Origin of the sequence: Arthrobacter yangruifuii (assembly GCF_009192775.1) — a bacterium.
Lineage (GTDB): Bacteria > Actinomycetota > Actinomycetes > Actinomycetales > Micrococcaceae > Arthrobacter_B > Arthrobacter_B yangruifuii.
Map to the genome: position 1 here is coordinate 566651 of NZ_VTFX01000005.1, position 12919 is coordinate 579569.

Annotated in this window: 10 protein-coding genes; 5 read left to right on the plus strand and 5 right to left on the minus strand. The window is 65.4% G+C overall.

Going from position 1 to position 12919, the window contains the following annotated elements:
- Positions 1-251: 251 nt before the first annotated feature.
- Complete coding sequence (gene mfd, locus GD627_RS13460) at positions 252-3851, plus strand: transcription-repair coupling factor (protein WP_152272919.1); 3600 nt, start codon at positions 252-254, stop codon at positions 3849-3851.
- Positions 3852-3919: 68 nt separating this feature from the next.
- Here mfd and GD627_RS13465 read toward each other — a convergent pair whose 3' ends face one another.
- From GD627_RS13465 to GD627_RS16510, 3 genes are all read right to left on the minus strand, one after another.
- Positions 3920-4171, minus strand: coding sequence for a hypothetical protein (locus GD627_RS13465; protein ID WP_146363517.1), 252 nt, complete (start codon positions 4169-4171; stop codon positions 3920-3922).
- 39 nt (positions 4172-4210) lie between these two features.
- A complete protein-coding gene (deoC, locus tag GD627_RS13470; protein ID WP_152272920.1) occupies positions 4211-4885 on the minus strand; it encodes a deoxyribose-phosphate aldolase in 675 nt (224 codons plus the stop codon).
- A gap of 94 nt (positions 4886-4979) precedes the next feature.
- The gene (locus GD627_RS16510) at positions 4980-5141 is read right to left on the minus strand and encodes a hypothetical protein (RefSeq protein ID WP_153297131.1); all 162 of its coding nucleotides are present in this window, start codon (positions 5139-5141) and stop codon (positions 4980-4982) included.
- Between the two features lie 228 nt (positions 5142-5369).
- Between GD627_RS16510 and GD627_RS13475 the strand changes: the two genes are divergently transcribed.
- The 3 genes from GD627_RS13475 (at position 5370) to GD627_RS13485 (ending at position 8604) form a co-directional block, all read left to right on the plus strand.
- Positions 5370-6398 (plus strand): hypothetical protein, encoded by a 1029-nt coding sequence (locus tag GD627_RS13475; RefSeq protein ID WP_152272921.1) that lies wholly within the window; start codon positions 5370-5372, stop codon positions 6396-6398.
- A gap of 167 nt (positions 6399-6565) precedes the next feature.
- Entirely contained in the window at positions 6566-7018 is a 453-nt protein-coding gene (locus GD627_RS16890) for a DUF7793 family protein (RefSeq protein ID WP_246165504.1), read from the plus strand.
- Positions 6994-8604, plus strand: a complete 1611-nt coding sequence (locus tag GD627_RS13485; protein ID WP_152272922.1) for a bifunctional diguanylate cyclase/phosphodiesterase — start codon at positions 6994-6996, stop codon at positions 8602-8604. Before GD627_RS16890 ends, GD627_RS13485 begins: the two co-directional genes overlap by 25 nt.
- Positions 8605-8670: 66 nt before the next feature.
- Here GD627_RS13485 and GD627_RS13490 read toward each other — a convergent pair whose 3' ends face one another.
- Together GD627_RS13490 and GD627_RS13495 are read right to left on the minus strand one after the other, a co-directional pair.
- Positions 8671-10434 carry a phospho-sugar mutase gene (locus tag GD627_RS13490; protein ID WP_152272923.1) on the minus strand — a complete coding sequence of 588 codons (1764 nt, stop codon included), beginning with the start codon at positions 10432-10434 and terminating at the stop codon, positions 8671-8673.
- 49 nt (positions 10435-10483) lie between these two features.
- Positions 10484-11284 carry a purine-nucleoside phosphorylase gene (locus GD627_RS13495; RefSeq protein WP_152272924.1) on the minus strand — a complete coding sequence of 267 codons (801 nt, stop codon included), beginning with the start codon at positions 11282-11284 and terminating at the stop codon, positions 10484-10486.
- 90 nt (positions 11285-11374) lie between these two features.
- Between GD627_RS13495 and GD627_RS13500 the strand changes: the two genes are divergently transcribed.
- Positions 11375-12781 carry an NAD(P)H-quinone dehydrogenase gene (locus tag GD627_RS13500; RefSeq protein WP_146363506.1) on the plus strand — a complete coding sequence of 469 codons (1407 nt, stop codon included), beginning with the start codon at positions 11375-11377 and terminating at the stop codon, positions 12779-12781.
- The last annotated feature ends 138 nt before the right edge of the window (positions 12782-12919 follow it).

Below are 12919 nucleotides of genomic sequence, written 5' to 3' on the forward strand. Positions count from 1 at the left end.
TTTCCAGCGTGGCAGGGGGCCCGGCGAAACAACAGGGCGGACAACAGCTACCGCGGCCATCGGCTGCAGAAGTAGGCGGGGACCGGGACCGCCGGGCGCTGCCGGCAAACACCGGTCCCGGAACCGGTTTCCGCTCTCAGCGGGAGCGCGGCAGCGACCGCTCCGGCAGCAGGTAGTGTGGAAGAAAACCCCGGGGTTCCTTGTGCGGACTTCGGGTATTTGCGTTGCCGTCATGAAGGAGAAAACACCCCATGAGCCTGAACGGACTGCGTGCCGCCCTCGCTGAGGATCCCTCGTACGCCCGGGTGCGGACCCTTTCCTCCCGGCCCCTGGACCGCCGCAGCGAAGACCTGCAGATCGGCGCCCCGCAGGGCATGCGTGCGGCACTGCTGGCGGAAATGGTGGACGGGCTCGCGGCGGCCGGGACCGGGGACGACATTCCGCCGGTGGTGCTGGCCGTGACGGCAACCGGACGCGAAGCCGAGGACCTGGCGGCGGCGCTGCGCAGTTACCTGCCGCTGGCCGGCATCGAGGAATTCCCCAGCTGGGAGACCCTGCCCCATGAGCGGCTGTCCCCGCGCTCGGATACCGTGGGCCGGCGCCTCTCGGTGCTCCGCCGGCTGGCACACCCGGAGACCGCTCCGGTGCAGATTGTGGTGGCTCCAGTGCGCGCCGTGCTCCAGCCCCTGGTCGCCGGGCTCGGCGAACTGCAGCCGGTGTCCCTGAAGGTTGGCCAGGAACAGCCCTTCGACTCGGTGGTGACCGCCCTGTCCCAGGCTGCCTACGCCCGGGTGGACATGGTCAGCCACCGCGGCGAATTTGCCGTGCGCGGCGGCATCCTGGACGTTTTCCCGCCCACCGAGGACCATCCCATCCGCATTGACTTCTTCGGCGACGAGGTGGATTCCATGCGCTGGTTCGCAGTTGCGGACCAGCGGACGCTGACCGGTGAGCACATCACCCACCCCGACGAGCTCTACGCCCCGCCCTGCCGGGAAATCCTGATCACGCCGTCGGTCATGAGCCGCGCGGCCAAGCTCAAGGACCAGATGCCGGCTGCCGCGGACATGCTGGAGAAAATCGCCGGCGGCATTGCCGTGGAGGGTATGGAATCCCTGGCCCCCGTGCTGGTGGACTCCATGGTTCCGCTGATGGGCGAGCTGCCCCGCGGGTCCCTTGCCGTGGTGATCGAGCCGGAAAAGGTCCGCGCCCGTGCCCATGACCTGGCCGCCACCAACGAGGAATTCCTGGCCGCGGCGTGGGCCACGGCGTCCGACGGCGGCTCCGCGCCCCTGGACCTGTCCGCCGCGCTCTCCGCGGACCTCGACGCCGCGAGCTTCCGTTCCCTGACCGACACCCGCACCGCCGCGCACGCCAATGACGTGGCCTGGTGGTCCATCACCTCCTTCAACCCCGACGATGAAACCGTCCTGGACATCGACACCCTGACCATCAATGCCCGCGAACCGCGCGGCTACCGCGGTGACGTCGCGGAAATGATGGAGTTCATCGGTGGCCGCGTCCGGGACATGTGGCGCGTCGTCGTCGTCACCGAAGGGCCGGGACCGGCGTCGCGCCTGGCCGAACTGTTCCGAGAAAATGACATCCCCGCCGCCCTCGTGGACTCCGTGGACAAGGAACCGCAGCCCGGCGTCATCGCCATCACCACGGCCAGCGCCGGCCGCGGCTATGTGTTCGACACCCTGAAGACCGGGCTGCTCACCGAGGCGGACCTGCTGGGCCGGGCGAGCACCTATTCCACCCGCGATATGCGGAAGATGCCCTCGAAGCGGCGCAACGCCGTGGACCCGCTGCAGCTGCAGGAGGGTGACTTTGTGGTGCACGAGCAGCACGGCGTCGGTAAGTTCATTGAGCTGATCCAGCGGGCCACCGGTGCCGGCGCCAACAAGACCGTGCGCGAATACCTGGTGCTGGAATACGCGTCCTCCAAGCGCGGTGCCCCCGGGGACAGGCTGTTTGTCCCCACCGACCAGCTGGACCAGATCACCCGCTATGTGGGCGGGGAAACCCCGGTGCTGTCCAAGATGGGCGGCTCCGACTGGGCCAAGACCAAGAGCCGTGCGCGCAAGGCGGTCAAGGAAATTGCGGGGGAGCTGATCCGGCTCTACTCCGCCCGGATGGCGTCCAAGGGCCATGCCTTCGCCGCGGACACCCCGTGGCAGCGCGAACTCGAGGAAGCCTTCCCGTATGTGGAGACCCCGGACCAGCTGACCACCATCAACGAGGTCAAAGCGGACATGGAACGCGAAGTGCCCATGGACCGGCTGGTCTCCGGCGACGTGGGCTACGGCAAAACCGAGATTGCGGTCCGGGCGGCGTTCAAGGCCGTGCAGGACGGCAAGCAGGTGGCCGTGCTGGTGCCCACCACGCTGCTGGCGCAGCAGCACATGGAAACGTTCGCCGAACGCTTCTCCGGCTTCCCCGTCCGGGTGGATTCACTGTCCCGCTTCCAGACCTCGAAACAGGCCAAGGCCACCATCGAGGGCGTGAAGAACGGGTCCGTGGACGTGGTGATCGGCACGCACCGCCTGCTCTCGCAGGAGGTCCAGTTCAAGGACCTGGGCCTGGTGATCGTGGACGAGGAGCAGCGCTTCGGCGTCGAACACAAGGAAGCGCTGAAGAAGATGCGCACCAACGTGGACGTCCTGGCCATGAGCGCCACCCCGATTCCGCGCACCCTGGAAATGTCCCTGACCGGAATCCGTGAGACCTCCACCCTGGCCACCCCGCCGGAGGAACGCCATCCGGTGCTCACCTATGTGGGCCCGTACACGGACAAGCAGGCCTCCGCCGCCATCCGCCGCGAACTGATGCGCGAGGGCCAGGTGTTCTTTGTCCACAACCGGGTCTCCTCGATTGACCGGACCGCCGCGCACCTGCAGGAGCTGGTCCCGGAGGCCCGCATCGCCGTCGCCCACGGGCAGATGAGCGAGTCCAAGCTGGAGCAGATCATTGTGGACTTCTGGGAAAAGCGCTTCGACGTGCTGGTCTGCACCACCATCATTGAAACCGGCCTCGACATCTCCAACGCCAACACCCTGATTGTGGACCGGGCGGACCACTTCGGCCTCTCGCAGCTGCACCAGCTGCGCGGCCGGGTGGGCCGCGGCCGGGAGCGGGCCTACGCCTACTTCCTCTACCCGTCCGAAAAGCCGCTGGGCGAGGTGGCGCTGGAACGGCTCAAGGCCGTGGCCACGCACAACGAGCTCGGTGCCGGCATGCAGCTGGCCATGAAGGACCTGGAGATCCGCGGTGCGGGCAACCTGCTGGGCGGGGAACAGTCCGGGCACATTGCCGGCGTCGGCTTCGACCTGTACATCCGGCTGGTGGGCGAAGCCGTGGCGGACTACCGCGGGGAGGCCGAGGAGAAGGCCGCCGAAATGAAGATCGAGCTGCCGGTCAACGCACACCTGCCGCACGAGTACGTGCCGGGGGAGCGGCTGCGGCTGGAGGCCTACCGCAAGCTGGCCGCGGCGGTCACCAACGAGGCCATCGACGAGGTGCTGGCCGAACTCGTGGACCGGTACGGCGAGCCGCCGCAGGAAGTGAAGAACCTGATCGACGTCGCCCGCTTCCGGGTGGATGCACGCGCGGCCGGGCTGACCGACGTCGCGCTGCAGGGCAACTTCATTAAGTTCGCTCCGGCGGACCTGCCCGAATCACGCACCATGCGGCTGCAGCGCATGTACCCCGGGGCCCTGGTGAAGCCGGCCCTGAACGCGGTGCTGGTGCCCAAGCCGAAGACCGCCCGAATCGGCGGGCGGGATCTGGTGGACGCGGAAATCCTGGCGTGGGCCAAGCAGGTGCTCGACGCCGTGTTCAAGGAGTAGGGCTAGCCGTTAAACAGTGATGCACCCCGGCGCGAACGCCGGGGTGCATCACTGTTTGCGTGCAGGACCTACTCGTTGTGCGAGTATCCCTTGGCCAGTTCCGTGGTGGTGTCGGAACGGCCGATGCTGAACGCCACGAGGTACATGCCGGTGGCGGCGACCAGCAGGATGGCCATCGGCCAGACGTTGTCCAGGGTCAGCCAGTTCACCGCGTAAATGGCGCCCAGGAAGATGGCGAACATCACGGCAAAGATGAGGATGTTGCTGACCAGATGGCCCTCGCCCGAGTGTGAGGGCTGCTTTGACCGTGTTCCAACCATGAAGTTCTCCGTTTCAAAAAGTGTCTGTAGCTATGCCGGTCAGTAGTCCGACGTGGCTTTGCTTCCATTAACAATAGCGATTCCGGAGCTCGCTCCGATACGCGTGGCCCCGGCGTCGATCATTGCCTGCGCATCTTCGAGCGACCGGACACCGCCGGAAGCCTTCACTCCGAGGTCCGGGCCGACGGTGCGGCGCATCAGCGCGACGTCTTCGGCGGTGGCGCCGCCGCCGTTGAAACCGGTGGAGGTCTTCACGAAGTCGGCGCCGGCCTCGACGGAGGCTTCGCAGGCCAGGACCTTCTGCTCATCATTGAGCAGGGACGTTTCGATGATGACCTTGAGGATCCCGCCGCCCGTGTGCACTGCCTCGGCTACGGCGGCGATGTCGCGGACCAGGGTGGCCTTGTCTCCGCGCCGTGCTGCGGCGATGTCGATGACCATATCGATCTCATCGGCGCCGTCCTGCAGTGCGCCCTGGGCTTCGAAGACCTTCACCTCGGTGGTGGTGGCCCCCAGGGGGAAACCGATGACCGAGCAGGTGAGGACGCCGCTGCCCTTCAGGGCGTTGCGGACGGTGCCGACCCAGAGCGGGTTAACACAGACGGATTTGAACTGGTACTCAGCAGCTTCGGAGCAGACCCGGAGGATGTCGTCGCGGCTGGCCTCGGGTTTGAGGAGCGTGTGATCAATGTACGAGGCAATGGGTGTAGACATGGGATCTATCTTGCCATAGGGGCGTGGCTGAGATCACGACGCAAAAGCCCGGATGCTCCGCGGGTACGGTTCATCCGGGCCTTGACTCAAATCCCTAGACGTTGCGCGGCCAGATTCCGAAGAGCGAAACCGTCTGCGACTTAACGACTACCTTTTCCATGTTTGAGGGAGCCGAGGATGCGGCGGATGCCGGGGCCGCCACACCTGCCCCGGCTATGACAGCGGACAGCAGCACTGCTGCACCAAGCTTTTTCATGTTCTGCTCCTAGGAAGACGCAATACTGAAGAATTAAAACACTTGCAGTATAGCTATCCAGATGAGTGCAAATTATGAAATTTCGGGCAGATGCGGGAATCCTGCGGAAAAGTTGCAACGGTGTTAGGTTAGCGGTGTATTCCCGCTGGAACCTTTGGGCTCGGGCAGGGTGAAGTCCGGGTAACGCGCCGTTTCGCGTACACGAATACTGTGGGAAGGTACCTTGGATTGGAAAACAATGCCGTGTTCATCCTGAACGAATACCGAATGCTGCAATCGCTGCAGAAGCGGGATTATTCCGCGGCGGTCAGCTATTCACAATCGGCTGCCGAAGCGGCCCGTGAGCAGGGTGACTCTTGGGGCTTCAGCCGGATGGCGTTTCAAACGGGACAGCTTCAGCACGATCTTGGACTGATCCAGGACGCCGTTGCCACCTGCCGGGAGTTGTTGCAATCGGACGCCGTCAAAGAGCATCCTGAGTTCGATACCCGGACCAGGGCTCTTCTGGCCAGGATATTCCATAACGACGGGCAGATGCACGAGGCCCTTGCCGTGGCATGGGAAGCCGTGAACCTGCCTCAAACAGAGTTATCGGCGGAAGCGCGGCGAAGCGTTCAGCACACCTTGGTCTCGGCATTGGCCGAGGAGGGCGATTTAGAGCATGCCTGGGCTGAAGCGTTGATTCTGGAAGAAATGCACCATGGAGAGACCAGACCCCACACGCTCGGCATAACATACTGGGTGGTTGCGAATGTGGCATTTATGTCATCCCGTCTGGGCGAAGGATCGAAATATCAGTCGCTGGCCGCAGAGAACCTGACCAAGCTGGACGACGTTAATCTATGGGCGCAGTTCAATAAGGCGATGGGCCACGTGCGACTGGTGGCCGGACTCACCGGGCCTGAAACCCTGGAGTGCGTGGAACGTGCCGAGGTTGCGTTCGAGGTTGCCGGAGGGAACGATATCGACTTGTACGAGGTCACGATTACCCGCGCGTGGTGGGAACTGGAATCCGGTAACGCAGCTGAAGCCGAACGGCTGCTCAGACCACTTACCGAAGAACTCGCCGGCCCTTACCCCTTTCTGCAGGCGAGGGTTCTGCTCCTTTTGTCACGCGCGCTCTCCTCCCTCGAACACCAGGAGGAGGCTCTGAAAGATGCTCAGCAAAGTGAGGGCATCTTCAACAAACTGGGCGCGGACGTCTATGCGTCCGAATGCCGGGAAATCATTGACAGTATCGGGATTGGCGTTTCATAATCACGGGTCACCATAGGCAGTTCCTGCGTCCGGAACTCGCTATCGAATCGTTGAAGACGCACAATACGTATAGAGCCATGGATAACCCGCCCACCAGTCATGTGGTCCGGGACGGTGACGGATTCTCCGTTGCATTGAGTTCCTGGGCGGCAACTTTTGGGGGAGTTATGGCAACACAGGATACGGCCCGGCGCTCCAGCGTCGAGGCGCCCGACGGTTCACAGGGTGTCGCGGACCGCTCTGCCGAAAACGGGCTGGTTCCGCCGCGGCTCGGGCAGGTAACCCAGTCGGAGCAGGGGCACTTGGTGCTGTTACTGCCCCCTGGAGGGATAATCAACGGCTCCATGGCTGTCGGCTTTGCTGACACCATCGAGCGTTTGGCAGTGGACGGGAGCCTACCGATGTTGCTCACCCTCACAGGGGTGGAATCGATTTCCCGGAGTGCCCGCGATGTCTTTGGGGCCGTGCGGTGCCTGGCGGCGGTTGCCGTAGTCGGCGTTTCCCCGGTGGACCGGGTGATCGCTAACTTTCTGCTTGGGGGTGAGGTTCAGCCATGCCCCACGAGGTACTTCACCGGTGAAGACGACGCCCTCAAATGGCTTTCGAGGTATGCTGCGTGATCCCGACGCCGGAAAACGCCGGGGTCTCCCCGGAGGACCCACGCCTCAGCAGAATCATTGAAGGCATTGTCAGTATTGCCGCAGGGGACCTCACGACCCGTATTCCGGTTTCCCCCGCCCGCGATCAGATTGATGCCGTCAGCACCGGTATCAACCTCCTGGCCGGAGAGCTGAATGACATGTACCAGGACATGGAGCAGCGGGTGCAGAACCGCACCCGGGAGCTCCAGGCAGCCCACGCGCAGATGCAGCAGATGGCACTCTCGGATCCGCTCACCGGGCTGGCTAACCGGACCGCGCTGATGCAGGAGGTGGAAGTTGTCCTTGCCGGCTGGGACGGCAGCGATACTGCGCCCGCGGTGCTGATGATTGACCTGGACGGCTTTAAGGAAATCAATGACAGCTTCGGTCACCGCGCCGGTGATCTGGTGCTGCAGGAAGTTGCGGCCCGCCTTCTTGCTTCCGCCCCGGAGGAAAGCGTGGTCGCGCGGCTCGGGGGCGACGAGTTTGCCGTGCTGCTCCCTGCGGCCGGCCGGCTCTCAGCCCTGGTGACGGCGGAAACAATCCAGTCCGCCTTGTGCGCGCGGACCGTTGTGCAGGAACTGGATGTTTGGCCGCGGGCCAGCACCGGTATCCACCTGGCCGCCCCCGGGCAGTCGGCTGAGGAACTGCTGCTGTGCGCCGATACAGCCATGTATGAGGCGAAAGAGGCCGGCCCCGGCCTGGTGCGGTCCTTCGAGCCCGTGATGCTGTATGCACGCCAACTGCGGCGTGAAATGGCCTCGGACCTGCGCAACGCCGTTGAGCGGAACGAATTCCGGCTGGCATACCAGCCCGTCGTGGACCTGGTCACCGGGCAGATGCACGGTGTGGAGGTCCTCCTGCGCTGGGAGCACCCCACGCAGGGGCTGACCATGCCGGACTCCTTCATTCCCCTTGCCGAGGCGAGCGGCGCCATTGTGGGCATCGGGCGCTGGGTGCTGCGCACCGCCCTGGAACAGCTTTCGGCCTGGCGTGCGGACGGGCAGGATAAGGAAGGATTCCATATCCGCGTAAACGTCTCGGCGTCCGAACTCCAGAGCATGGATCTGGTGGACTACGTCCGCGGGGTTCTCCGGGACACCGGCACGGAACCGCAGGACCTGGTCCTCGAAATTACGGAGAGCGCCCTGGTGGGCAGCGGTGACGTGGAAACGTACTCCATGCAGGCGCTCAAGGCCCTGGGGATCCGGCTGGAAATTGATGATTTCGGGACCGGCTACTCGTCCATCAGTTATCTGCGGCGGCTACCCGTGCATGCCGTCAAGGTGGACCGGGAGCTGATTGCCGAGATCAGCCGTGACAAGGGGCAGCTGCACTTCGTAGACGCCGTTCACCGGCTGATCCAGGCGGCCGGGCTGGAAGCGGTCTTTGAAGGCGTCGAAACCGCCCAGCAGGCCGCCATGCTGCAGGAAATGGGATGCTGCCACGGCCAGGGCTACTACTTCAGCCGGCCGCTCACAGCCGGGCAGACCGGAGCCCTCCTGGCCAGCGGCGACCGCCTTCCCCTGGCTCCGGAACCCCTGGTCGCGGAGCTGACGGCCTAGTTCCAGCAGCTGCGTGCCTACGCAGCTGCTGGAACTATGCCCGGCTCCCGCCTTGGCCGGAGCCGGTTACAGTCCCAGAGCCGTGCGCACATCCGCCAGTACGGCGTCCAGCGTGGCGCGGGCGTTGGCACGCGCCGCCGGCAGGTCCGCCGCCGAGCCCACGGGCTCAATCACTTCGAGGTAGCACTTGAGCTTCGGCTCGGTACCGCTGGGACGGATGATGACCCGGGTGTTGTCCTCGGTGATGTACCGCAGCCCGTCCGTGGGCGGCAGTCCGCCGGCACCTTCGGACAGGTCGACGGCGGTTGCCACCGGCGAACCGGCGAAGGACGTCGGCGGGAACTCGCGCAGCCGCTGCATCATCTCGGTGCGCAGCCCCAGGTTCTGGACCCGCACGGAGAGCTGGTCGCTCTGGTGCAGCCCGTGCTGCAGGGCGAGCTCGTCGAGTTCGTCGAAGAGCGTGCGTCCGGCCGCCTTCAGGGACGCCGCCAGTTCGGCAATCAGCACACCGGCGGAGATGCCGTCCTTGTCCCGGACGAGGCCGGGGGCCACGCAGTAGCCAAGGGCTTCCTCGTACCCGTAGGTCAGCTTGGGCACGCGGGAGATCCACTTGAAGCCGGTCAGGGTTTCCTGGTGCTCGAATCCTGCGGCCTCGGCAATGCGGGCCAGCAGCCGGGAGGACACAATCGAGTTGGCGAAGACGACGCCGTTACGTGTCTTTTCGCCCCGCACCTTCCACCGGCCGGCGGCGATCCGCCGGGCGATGTGCCGGCCCAGCAGGGCACCGACTTCGTCGCCGCGCAGCATGCGCCACTCGCCGGTGGCGGGATCTTTGGCGGCTACGGCGGCGCGGTCCGCGTCCGGGTCATTGGCCAGGACCAGGTCCGCGTTGCGCTCGACGGCAAGCTTCAGCGCCAGGTCCAGTGCCCCAGGCTCCTCCGGGTTGGGGAAGGCAACGGTGGGGAAGTCCGGGTCCGGCAGGGCCTGCTCCGGAACCAGGGTCACCGAGGTGAAGCCCGCTCCGCGAAGCACGGAGGACATGGTTTCCCCGCCGACACCGTGCATGGGGGTCAGGACAATGTCCAGGTCCCTTTCCGGGTAGCCTTCGGCATGCATCAGCCGGTCGACGGCGCCGATGTAATCCGCGATCAGCGACTCGGAGACCTCGGTGTAGCCGTCCGGTGCCAGGTCAATGGAGCTCAGCGGCACGCTGTAGTCGATCCGGGCTGCGATCTCGGCGTCGTACGGCGTGACAATCTGCGCCCCGCGGCCCGGGCCCTTGACCGTCCGGCCGCCCAGGTACACCTTGTAGCCGTTGTCCGCGGCCGGGTTGTGGCTGGCCGTGACCATGACGCCGGCGTCCGTGTCCAGTGCGCGGACCGCGTAGGCAAGCAGCGGCGTCGGCAGCGTGCACGGCAGCAGGAACGTTTCGATGCCCGCAGCGCCGAACACGGCAGCTGTCTCCAAAGCGAAGTCCCGGGACTTGTACCGGGCGTCATATCCGATGACGGCGCTGGGGGTCCAGTTCTCGCCGGCAGTGTCCTGGAGGAAGGACGCGATGCCGGCGGCGGTGCGGCGCACCACCACGCGGTTCATCCGGTTGGGCCCGGCGCCCAGCTCCGCACGCAGCCCCGCAGTTCCGAACTCCAGCGTGCCGGCAAACCGGTCCGCCAGTTCCGCGGACGCTGCAGCGGCTGCATCGTCCGTGCCGTCTGCGATGGTGCGCAGCAGGGTGCGGAGCTGACGCACCGTGTCCGGATCCGGATCGCTGTCCGCCCATTTCTGCGCGGCGGCGGTGAGTTCTTCGAGTTCGGCGGGAATCAGAGTCATTGTGGGTACCTACTGTTGCTGGTGCGGATAGCTGTGCGGCGGGAAGCTGCTAGATCCGGTTGATGATCTCGGCGAGCAGCTTGGAAATGCGGGGTCCGGCGGCCTGTCCGGCTTCCAGGACCTCGCCGTGGCTCAGCGCCACCGGGCTGATGCCGGCAGCAAGGTTGGTCACCAGGGAGATGCCGAAGACCTCCATGCCGGCGTGCCGTGCGGCAATGGCTTCGAGCGCGGTGGACATGCCCACCAGATCGGCGCCGATGGCCTTGGCGTAGCGGACTTCGGCCGGGGTTTCGTAGTGCGGGCCGGTGAACTGGGCGTAGACGCCTTCATCCAGGGTGGGGTCCACGCTGCGGGCCACGTCCCGCAGCCGCGAGGAGTACAGGTCCGTCAGATCCACGAAGGTGGCACCTTCGAGCGGGGAAGAGGCGGTGAGGTTGATGTGGTCGCTGATGAGCACCGGGGTGCCCGGCGTCCAGTCGGGGTTCAGCCCGCCGCAGCCGTTGGTGAGGACCATGACCTTGGCGCCGGCGGCCGCCGCAGTGCGGACGCCGTGGACGACGGCGCGGACGCCCTTGCCCTCGTAGTAGTGGGTGCGTGCGCCCAGGACGAGGGCGCGCTTGCCGTCGGTGGTGAGCACCGAGCGGATGGTTCCCACGTGCCCCTGCACGGCCGGTGCGGAGAAGCCCGGGATGTCGGAGGCGGAAAGCGTTGCGGTGGTTTCGCCGATTAGTTCGGCGGCTTCTCCCCAGCCGCTACCGAGGACCAGGGCAATGTCGTGGGAGGGCACGCCGGTGTGCTCTGCGATATAGTCGGCGGCCTGCTGGGCAAGTTCAAATGGGTCGTTAGTCACTAAACAAATCTACAGCCTGCCGGGAGCGCCGCCGTCCGCCCGGGGCACACCGTTTTGAGCGCCTCACGGGATGAGACAGAATAGAGCCTTGTGACCACCCAACTAGATTTCACTGCCCGAAAACTTGCAATTCTCGGAGGGGGCCCCGGCGGCTATGAAGCTGCCCTCGTGGCCGCATCCCTTGGAGCCGACGTAACCATCGTGGAACGGCAAGGGCTGGGCGGCTCCGCCGTGCTCACCGACGTCGTCCCCTCCAAGACCCTCATCGCCACCTCCGATGTGATGACCCGGATGAACGCGGCCCGCAACCTCGGTGTGGAATTCGGCGACGTCTCATCACCGGTCTTCGCGGACCTGAAGGTGGTCAACCACCGGCTGCTGGCACTGGCCAAGGAGCAGTCCAATGACATCCGCAGCACCCTGGAACGGGTGGGCGTGAAGGTGAAGATCGGCGAGGGCCGGCTGCTGGACAACTCCACCATCGAGGTCACCGCGGCGGACGGAACGGTGGAAACGGTCAAGGCCGAGGCGCTGCTGATTGCCACCGGCGCCAACCCCCGCGAGCTGGATACGTCTGTACCTGACGGGGAGCGGATTTTCACCTGGAAGCAGATCTACAACCTCACCGAGGTTCCCGAGCACCTGATTGTCATCGGTTCCGGCGTCACCGGCGCCGAATTCGCCTCCGCCTACAACGGCCTGGGCACCAAGGTCACGCTGATCTCCAGCCGCGACCGGGTGCTGCCGGGCGAGGATGCGGACGCCGCCGTCGTTCTGGAGGACGTTTTCCAGGCCCGCGGCATGACCGTGCTCAGCAGGTCCCGCGCCGACTCCGTGAAGAACACCGGCGACGGCGTACGCGTGACCCTGTCGGACGGCCGCACCATCGAGGGCAGCCACTGCCTCGTGGCCGTGGGCGCCATTCCCAACACCGCCGGCATCGGTCTGGAAGAGGCAGGCATCCAGCTGGATGACCGCGGCCAGATCCGGGTCGACGGCGTCTCCCGCACCACCGCGGACAATGTCTACGCCGCGGGCGACTGCACCGGCGTCTTCAATCTGGCCTCCGTGGCGGCCATGCAGGGCCGCATTGCGGTGGCCCACCTGATGGGCGACGGCGTGAAGCCGCTGAAGCTCAAGACCGTGGCTTCCAACATCTTCACCTCCCCGGAAATCGCCTCCGTGGGCGTGTCCGAGGCGGACGTGGCCGAGGGCCGCTATCAGGGCGACGTCATCAAGCTGTCCCTGCACACCAATGCCCGGGCCAAGATGATGGACGTCAAGGAGGGCTTTGTGAAGATCATTGCCCGCAAGGGCTCCGGCACGGTCATCGGCGGGGTAGTGGTGGGCCCGCGTGCCTCGGAACTGATCTTCCCCATCGCCATCGCCGTCACCCAGAAGCTGCACGTGGATGACCTGGCGAATACCTTCGCCGTGTACCCGTCGCTCAGCGGATCCATTTCGGAAGCCGCGCGGCGGCTGCACGTCCACATGTAGATTTTTACGCTTTACAGAACCGCGTCCGCGGCGGATTATTCCGTCCGCGGGCGCGGTTTTTTAATGCCCGGGGGAGCTCCGGCTGAAATATGTGTCCACTATATGGACACCAATCTCAGATGGCGGACGCTTGCTCCT

Coding starts and splice junctions, on each gene's coding strand:
- GD627_RS13490 (WP_152272923.1), bottom strand. CDS start 10,434: ATGACTCTGATTCCCGCCGAACTCGAAGAACTCACCGCCGCCGCGCAG.
- GD627_RS16510 (WP_153297131.1), bottom strand. CDS start 5,141: ATGAAAAAGCTTGGTGCAGCAGTGCTGCTGTCCGCTGTCATAGCCGGG.
- GD627_RS13485 (WP_152272922.1), top strand. CDS start 6,994: ATGGCTTTCGAGGTATGCTGCGTGATCCCGACGCCGGAAAACGCCGGG.
- GD627_RS16890 (WP_246165504.1), top strand. CDS start 6,566: ATGGCAACACAGGATACGGCCCGGCGCTCCAGCGTCGAGGCGCCCGAC.
- GD627_RS13465 (WP_146363517.1), bottom strand. CDS start 4,171: ATGGTTGGAACACGGTCAAAGCAGCCCTCACACTCGGGCGAGGGCCAT.
- deoC (WP_152272920.1), bottom strand. CDS start 4,885: ATGTCTACACCCATTGCCTCGTACATTGATCACACGCTCCTCAAACCC.
- mfd (WP_152272919.1), top strand. CDS start 252: ATGAGCCTGAACGGACTGCGTGCCGCCCTCGCTGAGGATCCCTCGTAC.